General features: G+C 33.1%; 19 protein-coding genes. 1 reads left to right on the forward strand and 18 read right to left on the reverse strand.

The window, feature by feature from the left end; translation table 11 throughout:
* Positions 1-49: 49 nt before the first annotated feature.
* The 9 genes from TR13x_RS04805 to TR13x_RS04845 all read right to left on the reverse strand — a co-directional run bounded on the left by TR13x_RS04805 (position 50) and on the right by TR13x_RS04845 (position 7,756).
* Complete coding sequence (locus TR13x_RS04805) at positions 50-712, reverse strand: CoA transferase subunit B (RefSeq protein ID WP_054870769.1); 663 nt, start codon at positions 710-712, stop codon at positions 50-52.
* Entirely contained in the window at positions 712-1,371 is a 660-nt protein-coding gene (gene atoD / locus TR13x_RS04810) for an acetate CoA-transferase subunit alpha (RefSeq protein WP_255351310.1), read from the reverse strand. The genes TR13x_RS04805 and atoD overlap by 1 nt, the downstream gene beginning before the upstream one ends.
* Before the next feature lie 228 nt (positions 1,372-1,599).
* The gene (wecB, locus tag TR13x_RS04815; RefSeq protein WP_054870919.1) at positions 1,600-2,715 is read right to left on the reverse strand and encodes a non-hydrolyzing UDP-N-acetylglucosamine 2-epimerase; all 1,116 of its coding nucleotides are present in this window, start codon (positions 2,713-2,715) and stop codon (positions 1,600-1,602) included.
* Positions 2,716-2,899: 184 nt separating this feature from the next.
* Positions 2,900-3,958, reverse strand: a complete 1,059-nt coding sequence (locus tag TR13x_RS04820; RefSeq protein WP_054870770.1) for a glycosyltransferase family 4 protein — start codon at positions 3,956-3,958, stop codon at positions 2,900-2,902.
* Positions 3,959-4,013: 55 nt separating this feature from the next.
* On the reverse strand, positions 4,014-4,466 hold the full coding sequence (locus TR13x_RS04825) for a cytidine/deoxycytidylate deaminase family protein (protein WP_054870771.1): 453 nt from the start codon (positions 4,464-4,466) through the stop codon (positions 4,014-4,016).
* A gap of 53 nt (positions 4,467-4,519) precedes the next feature.
* The gene (gene upp, locus TR13x_RS04830; protein WP_054870772.1) at positions 4,520-5,149 is read right to left on the reverse strand and encodes a uracil phosphoribosyltransferase; all 630 of its coding nucleotides are present in this window, start codon (positions 5,147-5,149) and stop codon (positions 4,520-4,522) included.
* Between the two features lie 270 nt (positions 5,150-5,419).
* On the reverse strand, positions 5,420-5,872 hold the full coding sequence (gene rpiB, locus TR13x_RS04835) for a ribose 5-phosphate isomerase B (RefSeq protein ID WP_054870773.1): 453 nt from the start codon (positions 5,870-5,872) through the stop codon (positions 5,420-5,422).
* Positions 5,873-5,885: 13 nt separating this feature from the next.
* The gene (locus TR13x_RS04840) at positions 5,886-6,584 is read right to left on the reverse strand and encodes a low molecular weight protein arginine phosphatase (protein WP_082394791.1); all 699 of its coding nucleotides are present in this window, start codon (positions 6,582-6,584) and stop codon (positions 5,886-5,888) included.
* 116 nt (positions 6,585-6,700) lie between these two features.
* Positions 6,701-7,756, reverse strand: coding sequence for an L-threonylcarbamoyladenylate synthase (locus TR13x_RS04845; RefSeq protein WP_200905822.1), 1,056 nt, complete (start codon positions 7,754-7,756; stop codon positions 6,701-6,703).
* Positions 7,757-8,078: 322 nt separating this feature from the next.
* On the opposite strand from TR13x_RS04845, the gene TR13x_RS04850 reads away from it, so the two are divergent.
* A complete protein-coding gene (locus TR13x_RS04850; protein ID WP_054870774.1) occupies positions 8,079-8,822 on the forward strand; it encodes a ZIP family metal transporter in 744 nt (247 codons plus the stop codon).
* Between the two features lie 179 nt (positions 8,823-9,001).
* Here TR13x_RS04850 and TR13x_RS04855 read toward each other — a convergent pair whose 3' ends face one another.
* The 9 genes from TR13x_RS04855 to rho form a co-directional block, all read right to left on the reverse strand.
* A complete protein-coding gene (locus TR13x_RS04855) occupies positions 9,002-10,195 on the reverse strand; it encodes a cation:proton antiporter (RefSeq protein ID WP_054870775.1) in 1,194 nt (397 codons plus the stop codon).
* Positions 10,196-10,211: 16 nt separating this feature from the next.
* Entirely contained in the window at positions 10,212-11,279 is a 1,068-nt protein-coding gene (prfA, locus tag TR13x_RS04860) for a peptide chain release factor 1 (protein WP_054870776.1), read from the reverse strand.
* A 231-nt stretch (positions 11,280-11,510) separates the two neighbouring features.
* On the reverse strand, positions 11,511-12,029 hold the full coding sequence (locus tag TR13x_RS04865) for a chromate transporter (protein WP_054870777.1): 519 nt from the start codon (positions 12,027-12,029) through the stop codon (positions 11,511-11,513).
* A gap of 143 nt (positions 12,030-12,172) precedes the next feature.
* Positions 12,173-12,712, reverse strand: a complete 540-nt coding sequence (locus TR13x_RS04870; RefSeq protein ID WP_054870778.1) for a chromate transporter — start codon at positions 12,710-12,712, stop codon at positions 12,173-12,175.
* On the reverse strand, positions 12,703-13,596 hold the full coding sequence (prmC, locus tag TR13x_RS04875; protein WP_054870779.1) for a peptide chain release factor N(5)-glutamine methyltransferase: 894 nt from the start codon (positions 13,594-13,596) through the stop codon (positions 12,703-12,705). The genes TR13x_RS04870 and prmC overlap by 10 nt, the downstream gene beginning before the upstream one ends.
* Positions 13,590-14,546, reverse strand: coding sequence for a DUF1385 domain-containing protein (locus TR13x_RS04880; protein WP_054870780.1), 957 nt, complete (start codon positions 14,544-14,546; stop codon positions 13,590-13,592). The genes prmC and TR13x_RS04880 overlap by 7 nt, the downstream gene beginning before the upstream one ends.
* Positions 14,547-14,827: 281 nt before the next feature.
* Positions 14,828-15,406 carry a thymidine kinase gene (locus TR13x_RS04885; protein WP_054870781.1) on the reverse strand — a complete coding sequence of 193 codons (579 nt, stop codon included), beginning with the start codon at positions 15,404-15,406 and terminating at the stop codon, positions 14,828-14,830.
* 186 nt (positions 15,407-15,592) lie between these two features.
* Positions 15,593-15,793: a 50S ribosomal protein L31 gene (gene rpmE / locus TR13x_RS04890; protein WP_054870782.1), complete on the reverse strand. Its 201-nt coding sequence runs from the start codon at positions 15,791-15,793 to the stop codon at positions 15,593-15,595.
* Between the two features lie 120 nt (positions 15,794-15,913).
* Positions 15,914-17,260, reverse strand: a complete 1,347-nt coding sequence (rho, locus tag TR13x_RS04895) for a transcription termination factor Rho (protein ID WP_054870783.1) — start codon at positions 17,258-17,260, stop codon at positions 15,914-15,916.
* Between the last annotated feature and the right edge of the window lie 182 nt (positions 17,261-17,442).

A 17,442-nucleotide genomic window follows, 5' to 3' on the forward strand; every position in this document is an offset into this window, starting at 1 on the left:
ATTACTGTCCCCTGTCCTCTGTTCTCTGAAATCTATCCCCTAATTAAGTCTATTCTATATCCATTTTCCTTATATCGTCTGCAATGATTAAATCGGCTTCTGTATTAGCTTTGACATCTTCAATTGTAGCTTCTGGTCCTAATTCTTTTAATACAAGCCCTCTTTCAGTTACCTCAATTACTGCCATTTCTGTAATTATTAAATTAACTTGGCCTGCTGCTGTAAGGGGTAGAGTACATTCTTTTAAAATTTTTGGTTTGCCTTTTGCAGTATGCTCCATAGCTATGATAACCTTTTTAGCACCTACAACTAAATCCATTGCTCCACCCATTCCAGGTACCATCTTTCCAGGAATCATCCAGTTAGCAAGATTTCCTTTCTCATCTACTTGAAGTGCACCCAAAACTGTCGCGTCAACGTGCCCTCCTCTTATTATTGCAAATGAGGTAGCACTATCAAAGAAAGCTCCTCCTGGTCTTATTGTAACTGGCTGACCTCCTGCATTTGTTAAGTCTTTGTCTTCCTCTCCTGGCTTAGGAGCTGGTCCAAGTCCAACGAAACCATTTTCTGACTGTAGTATTATATCAACGCCATCTGGTATATAATTAGCTACCATAGTTGGTAAACCTATACCTAGATTAACAACGTCTCCATCTTTTAATTCCTTAGCTACCCTTTTAGCTATTATTTCTCTTGCTCTTTGTTTGTCCATTAATCATCACCCCTTACAATGTAATCTACAAATATTGAAGGCGTCATTACATCATTAGGATCAATTTCTCCAACCTCAACTACTTCTTCAGCCTCAACTATCACTAAATCAGCCGCCATAGCCATGATTGGGTTAAAGTTTCTAGCTGACTTCTGATAATAAACGTTTCCTTTTTTATCTACCTTTGCTCCTTTAATTAAAGCTACATCTGCTTTAAGAGGTAATTCTAATAAATACTCTTTTCCATCTATTTCTATCTTTCTCTTACCTTCTTCTACAATAGTTCCTATCCCCGTTGGAGTTAGTATACCACCAAGCCCTGCTCCTGCTGCTCTTATTCTTTCTGCTAATGTTCCTTGAGGTACTAATATTACTTCTGTCTCGCCTTCTGTCATTTGTCTTCCTGTTTCTTTATTAGTACCTATGTGAGAAGTTATAACTTTTTTTACTTGTTTGTTAACAATAAGTTTTCCTATTCCTACTTCAGGAAAAGCTGTATCGTTAGCTATTAAAGTTAAGTCCTTAACTCCTTTTTTAACAAGTGCATCAATGATTTTATGCGGATTTCCTACCCCAAGAAATCCCCCTATCATTACAGTCATACCATCCTTAATGTGTTCTATAGCTTGCTCCATAGATATTAGTTTGCTATTTGACACTTCTTATACACCCCCAATATAATGTACGCTATTTGTTATACTGCATGTATTCTACAGTAAAATAACAAATTCCTTCTATATGATAAATATATTACTAAATTTTAAGAAATATCTGACAGTTGCAGTGGACAGGGGACAGAGATCAGGGGACAGGGAACAGGGAATAGAGAACAGAGGATAAAGAACAAGGGATAGGAAAAAGGTCAGGCTTGAAAAAAAGGAAATTTTTCAAGCCTGACCCCATTGCTTAACTATAATATCCACTATTCTGTCTGATGCTTTGCCGTCACCATATGGATTTACTGCATTAGCCATCTTTTTGTACTCCTCAATATCATTTACTAATATATCTATTTCTCTAAATATATTTTCTCTATCTATTCCAGCTAATTTAGCTGTTCCTGCTTCTATGCCCTCTGGCCTTTCAGTTTCTTTTCTTACAACTAACACTGGTTTTCCTAAAGAAGGTGCTTCTTCTTGAATACCTCCTGAATCTGTTACTACTAAATATGATCTTGCAATTAAATTAGCAAAAGGTAAATATTCAAGGGGTTCGATAATATGAACTCTATCTAAACCATCTAGTATTCTATGAGCAATTTCTCTTACCTTTGGATTAAGATGTATTGGGAAAACAACTTCTACATCTTCATTCTTTAATACAACGTCTCTTACTGCACTAAATATATTCTCCATAGGTTTACCTATGTTCTCTCTTCTATGAGATGTTAATAATATTACCTTCTTATTTTTATAATCAAGATTATCGAGTAAATCATTGTTAAATTTATAGTCTTCTGATACAACGTATAATAAAGCATCTATTACTGTATTTCCTGTAACAAAGATTTTTTCTTCATCGTATCCTTCTCTTAAAAGATTTTGTTTATTCCTTTCTGTTGGAGCAAAGTGAAAATCAGTAAGTATACCCGTTAACTTTCTATTGGCTTCTTCTGGATACGGAGAATACAGATTGCCACTTCTTAGACCTGCCTCTACATGCCCAATCTTTACTTTATGATAGAAAGCTGTTAAAGCTCCTGCAAATACAGTTGTTGTATCTCCTTGAACAAGAATTAAATCAGGATTAAAATCTACAATTACTTTTTCAAGCCCTTCCATGGCTCTTGTAGTTATTTGAGTTAATGACTGACCTGGTTCAAAAATATTTAAATCGTAATCCGGTGTTATATTAAATATTCTTAGAACTTGGTCTAACATTTCTCTGTGTTGAGCTGTTACACAAACTTTATGTTCAATGCATATATTTTCATCAAGTTTTTTAATAATTGGTGCCATTTTTATCGCTTCTGGTCTAGTTCCGAATATCGTCAATACCTTTATTTTACTCAAAAAATCACCCCTTTCGTTTGATAGTTTCCAGTTGCCAGGATACAAAAATCAGCTACCAGTTACCAGGAGACAGGGGACAGGATAAATAAAATTGCCAAAGGACAGTACCCTGTTCCCTGTTCTCTGTACCCTGTACCCTGTATCCTACAACAAAAGCCAAGGTAAAACCTTGACTTTAGCTTTCTATGTTATCGCTTTTACTTATTCTCTCTCTTCTTAAACCCATTAGTCCGATACTAGATGCTCCTAAAAGTATTATTGTTAAAATTAACCCTGATACTATTACACCTTTTTCTGGTTCCATTCCTGTAAGTATGAAAGCCAAGATACCCAATAATATGCTTATCATATACAACACTAATACTGTTTGTTTATGACTTAGTCCTATATCTAGCAATCTGTGATGCAAATGACCTTTATCAGCTTCCATTATAGGTTTACCATTAATAAATCTTCTAAATATAGCAAAGGTTGTATCAAATATTGGTAAGCCTAAAGCTAATATAGGTATAACTATTGTTATAGCTGCGACACTCTTCATAACACCCAGTATTGCTATTGTTGAAAGCATATATCCTAAAAATAATGCTCCAGTATCTCCCATAAAAATCTTTGCAGGATTAAAATTATGAGGTAGAAAACCTAAAGCTGAACCTGCTAAAATTGCACATAAAATCATTACAGGAATATAACCAAACTTTGATGCCACGAATAAAAGTGACAATGCTGAAATAGCCCCTACACCTGATGCTAGACCATCTAATCCGTCTATTAAGTTCATTGTGTTAGTAATCCCAACTACCCAAAATATAGTTATAGGTATTGAAAAAACTTTTAGGTATAATAAGCCATCTCCTTTATCAAAAGGATTTGTAATGAATTCTATCTTTATACCTCCTACCACAAGAACAGATGCAGCAACTATTTGGGCAAATAATTTTAGCTTTGGTGAAATACTTTTAGTATCATCTACTATACCTGTTATAACTATTATTGTAGAACCTATAATGATTGAGATTACTGTTCTACCAATAGGAAGGAATATAAGCATAGATAAAACTACAGCTAAATATATAGCTAATCCTCCAAGCCTAGGAATAGGCTCTTTATGCACTCTTCTATTGTCCTTTGGTACATCAATTGCTCCGATTTTCTTAGCCACCCACTTAGCAAAAGGCGTAAGAAAATATGCTGTGATTAATGCCATAAAAAAAGCTTTGTAATAAATTGACATAATAACACTCCTTTATTATTTGCCCATAATGTAGACATACCCCATCATTATAATTTTACTTTATTTGTAAGTTAAAGTCAACAACTTCAATTCCTGCCTCATTAAGAAGCTGCATCGCTAATTCATCTGGATATCCACCACCAAATACTACTCTTTTAATTCCTGCATTTATTATCATTTTTGCACATAAAACACAAGGCTGCATGGTTACATAAATTGTACTCCCCTTTATACTTACCCCAGAATTTGCAGCATGTACTATTGCATTCTGTTCTGCATGCAACCCTCTACAAAGTTCATGTCTTTGCCCTGATGGTACATTAAGTTTTTCTCTTGTACATCCTACTTCATCACAGTGTTTTAGTCCTGTGGGCGCTCCGTTGTAACCTGCAGAAAGAATTCTTTTATCGTTTACAATTAAAGCTCCTACCTGTCTTCTTAAACATGTAGACCTTTTTTTTACAACATTAACTATTTCCATAAAATATTCATCCCAAGAAGGACGCATAAAATTACCTCCTCTACCAAAAAATCATAATAAGGCAAGGAATAATACCTTGCCTATTTTGTACCAAATAATCTGTCTCCAGCATCTCCTAGTCCTGGAACTATATATGCATGGTCATTTAGTTTTTCATCAACTGCTGCAGCGTATATATCTACATCAGGATGAGCTTTTTGAACTGCTTCTATACCTTCTGGTGCTGCTATAAGACACATAAGTTTTATGTTATTTGCACCTCTATCTTTTAAGAAGTTAATAGCAGCAATTGCAGAGCCTCCAGTTGCTAGCATTGGGTCCAATACTATAAGCTCTCTTTCCTGTACGTCTGTTGGAAGTTTACAGTAGTATTCTACAGGTTCTAATGTTTCTGGATCTCTATATAATCCGATGTGACCAACTTTAGCTGCTGGTAGTAAGTTTAACATACCTTCTACCATTCCTAGCCCTGCTCTAAGTATAGGTATTATTCCTAACTTCTTACCAGAAATTACTTGAGATTTAGTTTTAGCAACAGGTGTTTCTATTTCAATTTCTTCTAATGGAAGTTCTCTTGTAACTTCATATGCCATTAGCATAGCAACCTCTTTAACTAACTCTCTAAATTCCTTTGAACCCGTATTTTTGTCTCTTATAAAAGTAAGTTTGTGTTTAATTAATGGATGATTCATTTCAACAACTTTCCCCATTTTAAGACCCCTCCTTATTTTTTGGTCATTATTTGTTAGTACTGCTTTATAGTAGTGTAGAATTAATTCTACACTACAAACTGTTAAACATTTGCTTTTATCCAATAGCTTTAAATTTATCAACTAAAAACTATTTTTATATTTTATTTTTTTCTTTTCCTGTTCTCTGTCCTCTGTACTCTATTTCCTAATCTCTGTTCCCTGTCCTCTAATCCCAGTACCCAGCACCTAGTACCCAGCACCTAGTACCCAGTACCTAGTACCCAGTACCTAACACTTACTATACCTTTCTTCAATTTCTTTAATCTTATTTACTCTTCTTTCGTGTCTACCGCCTTGGAATTCTGTTTTTAACCATATGTCAACAATTTCTAACGCTAAATCCCTTCCAATAACTCTTGCACCCAAAGCCAATACATTTGCATCGTTATGCTCTCTTGACATTCTAGCACTGTAGCAGTCACTTACTAGCGCACATCTTACACCTGGAACTTTATTTACTGATATTGAAATTCCTATACCTGTTCCACAGCAAACTATTCCTCTATCACATTTCCCTTCTTTAACAGCCTTTGCAACTTTGTGGCCAAAATCAGGGTAATCTACAGACTCAGTTGAGTTAGTCCCATAGTCTACATACTCAATATTCTTTTCTTCAAGAAATTTCTTGATGTGTTCCTTTAGTTCGTATCCGCCATGGTCACTTCCTAAAGCAATTTTCATGATTTAGCCTCCTTTATTTTTTTCTAATCTTCTCAAGAACCCTCTTGAGAGCTTCTTTAATATCTTCTGCACTCTTTTTATATTCTTCAACTGGCATCCCGAAAGGATCGGTAATATCCAGTGAAGGTATTTGCTTTTCCAGATTTGCTATTTCTCTTTTATCATCTTCAAATTCTGCTTCAATTTCTTGCTCCCATTCTCTAATTTGCTTGTCTATTTTCTCTATCTCTCTCAAAAGCTCTTTTTTCTTTTTTTGTAACGCTTTAATTTCACCCATTCTTTCTCTAAGTATCCTATCTCTCTTTTCATATAACTTTCTATACAATATCGCAAGCTTATCAAGAATTTCGTCTATATTATTATTTTCTAAAGCAAACTCCTTTAGAGTAAAGACCTTGTCTTTTGACTCAGGATCCATATTAATAACAGCATTTTTATGATTTACAGTCATTGTAAGTATAAGGTCCGCTCTTTCTATCATATCTTTTGTTAATGGTCTTGACCTATGTTTAGATAAATCTATGCCTTCTTCACTTAATACATGTATAGCCTGTTTTGATGCTGGCTGGTCAGGCACGGCACAAATACCTGCAGACTCAACCTTAATACCCTTAAGTTCCTCTCCTGCTTTTTCAAGCATGTCTCTAAACAAAGCCTCAGCCATACTACTTCTGCAAGTATTACCAGTACAAACAAATAAAATATTTTTCATTTTCACCCTCCTTTCGAAAAACCGTCGCTAGCTTTTCACCTTTCGCTATTCGTATTTCATCTTTTGCTATTCGCTTTTCGATAGCCAACTTTATTTTTTCTGTGACCTGTCACCTGTTAACTGTTAACTAATATAATGTCTCCTCCTGCCGCCTTTTTCATTCTATTCATAATAGCTCTACCTATACCCTTTTCTTCTATTCCTTCAGCTAGTATTATATCTACCCCTATTTTATCGAATTCTCTCAACACTCTAAACAAATTAGCTGCAATTGTTTCAGGATTATCCCTATCCCCAACTTCTAGCACATTATCCCCAATATATCTATTTTTTGTCTGCTTTGTAGCCATTATTCCAACTTTTAAGCCCTGTTTTTCATACATAGAAGCTAAACTTATTAGTTTTTCCAAAATCTTATCAACTTCACCTTGTATGATAGTAAGTTTAGCTTTTGGTGAATAATGCCTGTATTTTTGGCCCGGGGACTTTGGTTTTAATTTTTCTGATAAATTTTCTATTGCTGGATCAATATCTACTTGCGGGAAAATTTCTAAAAGATCTTCTAATGTAACGGAGCCAGGACGCAGTATTGTAGGTATTTTAGTAGAAATATCCAAGACAGTAGATTCGACACCTACGCCTGTATCTCCTCCATCTATTATCATATCAATCTTTCCGTATAAATCTTCAATTACATGATGGGAATTTGTTGGACTTGGTCTTCCTGAAGTGTTTGCACTAGGAGCTGCAATCGGTAATCTTGATTGCTTAATTAGTTTTAAAGCTATTTGATGGTTTGGCATTCTAATGGCAACAGTAGATAATCCTCCTGTTATTCTGTCGGGAATTATTTCACTTTTCTTAAATATTAAAGTCAATGGACCAGGCCAAAATCGTTTCATAAGTTCTTTGGCCCTTTCTGGAACTTCTTTAACTAAAGAGTCTAAATCGCTCACATCACCAATATGTACGATAAGAGGATTATCCTGAGGTCTCCCTTTAGCAATAAATATCTTTTGGGTCGCTTTTTCATCAAGTGCATTTGCGCCTAATCCATAAACGGTTTCAGTAGGAAAAGCTACTACTCCTCCTCTTTTTATTACTTCTGCGGCTAATTGTATTTTTTCTGTTTCAGGATTGTTTTTATCTATTTTAATGACTTGAGTTTTTATCTTTTCCATGCCATTTCCCTTCTTATCTTTTTTTGTATTATCTGCAACTTCAAACATATATTATACAATATTACATCCTTAGAGTCTAGATATATTATTTTAAACTTAGCATTTATTTATTTTATTAAAATACAATTATTATATAGTTAAATATATTTCAGCTTATTGGCAAACTTATATTTATAATAGTTATCAGCTTTCAATTTAACTGAAAGCTGTTAGCTGTCGGCTGATAGCCAATAATTAATCTAGCGACTGTCGACTATTGACTATCGACTATTGACTATCAACTATCAACTATCAACTAAAACGAGGTGTTTGTATGTCAAGTATTTTTATTACAACTATAATAGGTTCTTTAGTTGGTATTACTGGTACTGGGCTTGGAGGTCTAACTGCACTATCCATAGTAAAGTCAAATAATAAATTTTTAAGTTCGCTTCTTGGTTTTACAAGTGGACTAATGTTAGCTGTAGTAACTTTTGACTTATTACCCGAAGCTTTTTCGATAGGAGGGCTTTTTACTGAAATTATAGGTATATTATTAGGTATTCTTACTGTCATACTAATTGAAGATTTTATACCTGTATTTTATAAAACTTACCATAAGACAAGTAAAAGTAATTTTTTAAAAACTGGAATAATATTAGGTGTTGGAATTGCTATTCATAATCTTCCAGAAGGTTTAGCAATAGGCTCTAGTTTTATGTTTACTACTCAAATGGGATTTAATATAGCTTTAGTTATTGCTCTACATAATATTCCTGAGGGTATAGCTATGGCAACTCCTCTCAGAATAAGCGGTATGTCGAAAATAAAGGTTTTGCTATTAACACTGCTTTCTGGTGTTCCTACTGGTGTTGGAGCTTTCATAGGAGCAGTTCTAGGTAACATTTCTGATTTTTTTATATCGCTATGTTTAGCTTTTGCAGGTGGAACTATGCTTTATATTACTTGTGGAGAATTGATTCCAAATGCAAAAAAGCTCTACAGTGGTAGAGCTTCTACAATAGGCCTAACTATTGGATTTATAATTGGAATAGTTATTGTGGTCAATAGTCATTAGTTATTAGTTGTTAGTTATTAGTTATTAGTTGATAGTTATTAGTCAATAGCGTAGAATTAATTCTACGCTACTAATTTTAGATTTTCCATTTTCAATTTCTGTTCCCTGTTCCCTGATCTCTATTCTCTAATTCCAGTACCTAGCACCCAGTACCAAGTACCTAGAATCCAGTACCCAATCTAACATGTTCCCTCTTCTGCTTCTTGTTCTAATTCATTTTCAAAAACTAACTTTAATAGTGAAGGAGTAATAATCGTTGATACTAATACTATTAAAATAACTGCTGTAAATATATCATTTCCTATTATACCCATTTTAATTCCCAAATTCGTAACAATCAAAGCAACTTCTGCCCTAGGAATCATACCTATACTTATCTGCAATGCTTCTCTATTTGTAAAGTTAGATAGCTTGGCACCTATACCACAACCTATTATTTTACCTATAATCGCCATTAAAACTAATGCAATACTTAAACCTAATCCTTGACTGATATTGCCTAGTTTAACCATAAGTCCAATATTTATAAAAAAAATAGGAGTAAACAATGCATAGGCAATTTTTTGTATCTCATGTGATACTCTATTTCTATGAGGAGTTACTGAAAATACTATACCTGTAAAATATGCTCCTATTATTGCAGCTACACCTAATTCTTCTGCAATAAATGCTAATGAAAAACAAAATATAAGAGCATATGTTAAGACTCTGTTTTCTTTGCTTATAATATATGAATACTTCGTGAGTAATTTTGAAAATATAGTTCCAATTACTGCAGATAAAATAAAGAAAGAAACTATCTTTAAAATTACTATTAGTATACTGCCACCCTCACCAGGCTTTACAATACCAACAATTAAAGTTAATAGAATAATTCCAATAACATCATCTATTATAGCTGCACCTAGTACACCTATCCCCTGCCTTGTCCTAAGCTTATCTAACTCTCTTAAAGCTTGTACAGTTATACTAACGCTAGTAGCCGTTAAAATTACACCTACAAATAGTCCCTCTGAAATATCAGCATTTGGTTTAATTAATTTTATAGCTAGAAGTCCTAGCACAAAAGGTACTAGGACTCCTCCAAGTGCTATATAAGTAGAAGATTTGCTGGATGCCTTTAAATCATCTATATCTGTCTCTAAACCTGCAATGAACATTAAGAGTATTACCCCAATTTCAGCCATATGAGTAATAGATATATTTACAGTTATAAGATTTAAAGCAGAAGGACCTAAAAGAAGCCCTGCTAATATCTGCCCTAAAACTGCCGGTTGTTTAAGTTTGTGGCTAATATATCCTCCAATGTTTGCAAATATTAGTATGACGGCTATATCCAATAGAAAGGTAAACTCTTCATTCAACAAAATCATCTCCCATAACTTCTAATTACTGTACTGATTTTAATTTTTCAGCCTGATCATTCGTTATGAGAGCATCTACTATTTCATCAATATCTCCATCTAAGAAAGAATCTAATTTATATATAGTCATGTTAATTCTATGATCAGATACCCTACCTTGAGGGAAGTTATATGTTCTTATTCTTTCACTTCTATCACCTGTACCTACCTGACTTCTTCTAGCTTCAGCTATTTCTGCATTTTGTTCTGCCTGAAGTTTGTCATATAATCTAGCTTTAAGAATCTTGAATGCTTTTTCTTTATTCTTAAGCTGAGATTTTTCATCTTGGCATGAAACCACTATCCCCGTAGGAATGTGTGTTAATCTAACTGCTGAATCTGTTGTGTTAACACTCTGTCCACCATGTCCTGAGGAACGGAATACGTCAACACGTACATCGTTTGGATTTATCTGAATATCTATGTCATCAGCTTCTGGAAGAACTGCTACAGTAGCTGTAGATGTGTGTATTCTACCACCTGATTCTGTAACTGGAATTCTTTGAACTCTATGAACACCACTTTCATACTTAAGTCGTGAATATGCACCTTTACCTTTTATCATGAAAATTACTTCTTTAAAGCCGCCTACTCCTTGTTCGTTCGAAGACATTATTTCTACTTTCCAACCTTGTCTTTCAGCATATCTTGTATACATTCTTAAAAGGTCTCCAGCAAATATACCTGCTTCGTCTCCACCGGCTCCGGCTCTAATCTCAACTATAACGTTTTTCTCATCATTAGGGTCTTTAGGAACTAAAAGTAATTTTAATTCTTCTGTTAGTTTTTCTTTTTTCTCAGTTAATTCCTTAATTTCTTCTTTTACCATATCTTTAAAATCATCTTCTAGCTTTTCTTTTAACATTTCCTTTGCTTCTTCTAATTGCTCAGATACTGTAGTGTACTCTCTGTACTTCATAACTATTGGTTCTATTTCGGCATGTTCTTTCACTAATTTTTGCCATTCATTTCTTTTATTTATGATTTCTGGATCACTTATTTTCATGCTTAAATCTTTATATTTTTCTTCTAAGAACTTTAATTTTTCTAACATTTTTTTCACCTCTGATAATTTTCGTTATTCATCATTCGCTATTCATCATTCGCTATTCATCATTTGCTATTCGTTAGCCCCCTGTAGCGTAGAATTAATTCTACGCTACTACTAATGCGAAAAGCAAATGGCAAACAGCCAAAACTAGTACCTAGCACCAAATCCCTAGTATCTATTATTTAAAATTATCTAGCTAGACATTATAGCATATTTTTTTAATTTTTACTAGTATTAATACAATGCTACTCCTAAACCTGCCGCAATGACTATACATAATATGGGATGAAGCTTTTTGTAGATAACAAGATAAAATATTGCTAATGTTATTATTAAACTTTTCACATCTATTATTGTGTTTTTTGCTACTAAAATTGCTGCAGATGCAATTAAACCTATTATTACAGGTCTTAAGCCTTTGAAAAACCAGTCAATATATTCTGATTCTTTAAATTTCTTTAGAAAATGAGCTATTAACAAAATAATAACTAAAGATGGTATGATAACCGCTAAAGTTGATACTATCGCTCCAAATATTCCACCTATTTTATATCCTAAAAAAGTAGCACTGTTTATTGCTATAGGTCCTGGTGTCATTTGTGATATTGCTAAAATATCGATAAATTCTTTTAAACTAAGCCATCCATTTTTAGTTATGATTTCTTCTTGGATAAGAGGAAGCATTGCATATCCTCCACCAAAGCTAAATGCACCAATTTTCAAAAAAGAGATAAATAATTTTATATATACCATTGCAGTCCACCTTTTTCGTTTTGGTTATTCGCTTTTCGATATTCGCTGTTCATCATTTGCTATTCGTCATTTGCCGATCGCTATTCGACAAATAAAAAGCCGATGTAGCGTAGAATTAATTCTACGCTACCAGGGCCCAGTACCTAGCACCTAGTACCCAGTACCCGATAATATAAAATCGCTCCAAGTCCACCAATTAGAATCACTATTACAGGACTTATATTAGCAAATACAACTAAAAATAAAGTAATTATAGAAATAATTAACGCATTCTTTTTTATTTTAGAAGTTTTAGTAAGCTTATATACTGCTGATATAATTAATGCTACAACTGCTGGTCTAACACCCAAAAATATTTTTGAAACTATTTTATTATTTCTATATTTAAATAAGAACATAGATATTATAAGAATTATTATAAACGAAGGTAATACTACTCCTAGCAAACATGCTAAAGCTCCAATAATCCCTCTTAGCTTATATCCTATAAATATAGCACTATTAACTGCTATCGCACCTGGAGAAGATTGTGCAATAGCAATAGTATCTAAAAATTCTTCATCGTCTAGCCATTTATTTTTATCTACTACTTCTACCTGTATCAGAGGAATCATTGCATATCCCCCACCAAAAGTAAAAGCACCAATTTTAAAAAAAGTTAAAAATAGTTTTATTATAGACATAAATTTTCACCTACTACCACTCTATCATGTCCTGCTAAATCTTTTATAATCTCAACTTTTTTAAATAACCTACTATCTTTCAAAAGCTTTTTAACATCTTGCCCTTGATTATAACCTATCTCAAAAGCAATAACACCTTTATTTGTAAGATATTTGCTTAAGTTTTTAACTATTTCTCTATAATAGTCTAATCCATCCTTTCCACCATCCAATGCTATTCTAGGTTCATATTTGGATACTTCAATCTGAAGTTTTTCAATTTCATCAGTAGGAATATATGGGGGGTTAGACACTATAATATCTATATCATTTTCTACATTAAGTTTTGATAGAGGCTTAAATAAATTACCTTCTAAAAATAGTACTCTATCCTCTAGCTCAAATTTTTTACAGTTCTGTGATGCTATTTCTAAAGCTTTTTTGCTTATATCAATAGAATATACGAATGCATTTTTTAAATAATAAGCCAAGCTTAATGTAATTGCTCCACTGCCAGTACCTATATCTACAATATTAACCCGCTTTTTATCTTTCAAAAAACTGCTATTAACAATTTCAATAACCTTTTCAACAAGAATCTCTGTATCAGGTCTTGGAACTAAAACACCTTCTGCAACATTAAAATTAAGCCCCATAAATTCTTGTGTGCCGATAATATACTGTATTGGATAACCTTCTTTTCGTATGTTTATAAATTTAAAAAATTTATCCACAACTTCTCGACTAACTTTCTCATCTCTATGTGTATAAATATATAATTTATCAACACCTAGTGCGCAACATAATATAAGTTGAGCATCAAGAAGAGGGGTTTTAAAATCCCCCTCATTTAATATTTCTATACCTTCTTGTAATAAGGATTTTATAGTATAATCTTTTACCAAAGATCTGCCTCCTTATCTTCAACCAATACTCCTTTTAAAGCTTCAATAGCTACCTCTAGCTGTGAATCGTCTGGCTCACTGGTAGTTATTTTCTGTAGCATCAACCCAGGATATGAAATGATTTGAGCTAGCTTGCTATCACTTCTACCTGTATATTTATTTATTTCATATGATATTCCTGCTATCACTGGTAATAATGCTATCCTTAATATAAATCTCAATAGTGGATTTGGCCATCCAAATAATGAGAATACAAGTATACTTACTATCATTACCATAAAAATAAAACTTGTACCACATCTAGGATGAAGAGTAGTATATTTTCTTGCATTTTCTACTGTCAATTCTTCTCCATGTTCATAACAGTGTATTGTTTTATGTTCAGCTCCATGATACTCAAATACCCTTTTTATATCTTTCATTTTAGATATGCTGTAAACATATATTAAAAATATTATAACCCTTACTACTCCTTCAATTAAATTAAGCCCTAAATTGCTGCTAATTTTAGTTTTTAAAAAGTTAGTTAAGTATGAAGGAGCTAATATGAATAAAAGAATTGTAAAAAGTAAAGATATAAAAACTGATAAGTAAATCATTACATCTTCAGTTTTATCTTTAAATATTTTTTCTAAAGCTCTATCTATGACTCCTGGCTCAGCTTCCTCTACTTCGTATACTTCAGCTGAGTACATCAAAGCTCTAACTCCTACAACCATTGCTTCCATTAGCATAACGCTGCCTCTTATGAAAGGTAATTTAAGAAAGCTATACTTTGATGAAGCAGAGTTTACAGGCTCTTTTTTTAACTCAATATTACCATTTGGCTCTCTGACTGCTATAGCTATTTCTTTGGGGCCTTTCATCATTACTCCTTCTATTAATGCCTGACCACCTATGCTGGTTTTGTGTTTAGGTTTTTTAAATGCATCTTTTATTTTTGATATCATATCTCCTGTCTACTCCTTATATTTTTTTCTATATAATATCTTCTATATAATTACATTATAACTCATCTTACTATAATATAACAAGAAGCTCTTGAATAGGTACTTGGTACTGGGTACTAGGTACTAGATTAAAAATGTAAAATAATTCGGCTATTCGTTGTTCGCTTTTCGACAATCAACAATCGATAAAAAAATTAGTAGCGGAGAATTAATTCTCCGCTACTACTAATTTTCTCTGATATCTGTCAACTGTCAACTGGTAACTAATAACTATGTAACAATTATTTTCTTGGAACTTCATGATGCAATCTGCATCTGGCTTCATAGCTCTCCTTAGCACCAACTAAAATAGTAGGTTCATCATAGCAGGCAGGCTCTCCGTTAATTAATCTTTGAGTTCTATTTGCAGGATGTCCACAAATCACACATACAGCTGTTAGCTTGTCCACAAATTCTGCAATTGCCATTATATTAGGAGTAGGTCCAAATGGCTCCCCTCTGAAATCCATATCCAATCCAGCTACTATTACTCTTAATCCTTTATCTGCTAAACGCCTACATAAATCTATAATTCCATCATCAAAAAACTGTACTTCATCAACACCCACAACTTCTGTATCATCTGATAATAATTTATATATTTCATCAGAATTTTTTACTGGTATAGCTTTAATTTTCTCTCCGTTATGAGAAACAACTTCATTTACACTATATCTATCGTCAATAGATGGCTTAAATACTTGAATTTTTTGGCGTGCTATCTGGGCTCTTCTTAACCTTCTTATAAGCTCCTCACTTTTACCGCTATACATGGGGCCAACCACTACTTCAATCCAACCGTGGTGATTAGGTCCGTACATTAAAATTCCTCCTTTAAATCGATTAACAAAATCTTCGTTTTAAATAAATTATAAGGATGATTTTGCTCATATACATAACTGAAATTATAATTTCCTATGGATTATAACAAATAACTGTTAACTATGTATCTTCAAAAAATAAAGGCTAGAAGCCTTATGGCATCTAACCTCTCTAACATATTCTGATTAGTCAAGACCGTATTTCTTCTTAAATCTTTCAACACGTCCGCCTTTATCAATAAGTTTTTGCTTTCCTGTAAAGAATGGATGACACTCAGAACAAATTTCTACTCTAAGCTCCTCTTTTACTGAACCAGTTTCAAAAGTATTTCCACATGCACAGTGTACTTTAGCTTTTTTGTATTCTGGATGAATTCCTTTTTTCACCGAAATCACCTCTCTTCCAAAATCTTTCTTTGCTGTAATATTTTATTTGATATGATTATCCAGTTTTCAACTAATACATTATAGCATATTCATAATTTTATTTCAATAAACATAAGTAAATTAATCCCAAATCTTATTTCTCATATTTTCAATAAACTCAGCATTAGTCTTAGTTGATACTAACAAATTAATAATTTTTTCTGTAACTTCTGCTGTTGGATAGTTACTCAAAGCTTTTCTAATACTCCATATTGTCTCTAATTCTTTTTGATTTAATAATAAATCTTCTCTTCTTGTACCGGATTTATTAATGTCAATTGCCGGGAATATTCTCTTTTCAGATAGTTTTCTGTCTAAATGAATTTCCATATTACCTGTACCCTTGAATTCTTCAAAAATTACATCATCCATTCTGCTTCCAGTTTCTATTAATGCTGTAGCTAATATTGTAAGGCTACCTCCATTTTCAATATTTCTTGCTGCGCCAAAAAATCTTTTTGGTTTGTGCAAAGCTCCAGGATCTAAACCTCCTGAAAGTGTTCTACCAGTTGGAGGTATTGTTAGATTGTATGCTCTTGCCAATCTTGTTATACTATCTAAAAGGATAACAACATCTTTACCATGCTCCACTAGCCTTTTTGCTCTTTCAAGTACCATCTCTGCTACCTTTATATGATGCTTTGGAGGCTCGTCAAATGTTGAATATACTACATCTCCTTTTACAGACCTTTGCATATCCGTAACTTCTTCTGGTCTTTCATCTATTAATAAAACTATAATCTCTATGTCTGGGTAATTTTCTGCAATACTGTTAGCTATTTTTTTTAGTAAGATAGTTTTACCAGCTTTAGGAGGAGCAACAATCATTCCCCTTTGTCCTTTACCTATAGGAGCAATTAAATCTATTATTCTTGTGGATAATTCTCGTGAAGTAGTTTCTAAAGTTATTCTCTCATTAGGATATATAGGTGTTAAAGTATCAAAATCAGGCCTATTATTTGCTGTCTCTGGATCTTCACCATTAACTTTTTTTACATATAGAAGAGCTTTGTACTTTTCTCCTGATTTTGGAGGCCTTGTGATACCGAAAATTTTATCCCCAGTCCTTAAATTAAATCTCCTGATCTGAGATGGAGATACATATATATCCTCAGCACCTGAAAGATAATTTTCTGATCTCAAAAAACCGTAACCATCACTATGAAGCTCTAATATCCCATCTGCTGTACTTATTTCATCACTTTTATCTATCTCTTCACTTAATCTTTCTGGTAATCCCTGCTTATGTCTTTCTTTTTCTTCTAATTTAGCTGCTACTTCTTCTTCTGTTTTTGCATTTTTATAATGCTGTAATATCTCTTCAATCAACTCAGCTTTTTTGTATTTAGAATACCCTTTTATGCCTAATTCTTTAGCAATCTTTCTGAGCTCATCTATCTTCTTACTACTTAAATCAGAACTGCTCAAATCTTCACCTCCAAAACGTATAAGAGCTTATATTAATATTTATGTCTTAACATAATATATGGGAATATGTTGGGAAAGAATCTCTAGACAGGCTTCATTAATGTAATATTAGCACTTTATTATTGAGAAGTCAAGGGGATGCAGGGGACAGAGAACAGGGGACAGAGGTCAGGGAACTGTAC

Origin of the sequence: Caloranaerobacter sp. TR13, assembly GCF_001316435.1 — a bacterium.
GTDB lineage: Bacteria > Bacillota > Clostridia > Tissierellales > Thermohalobacteraceae > Caloranaerobacter.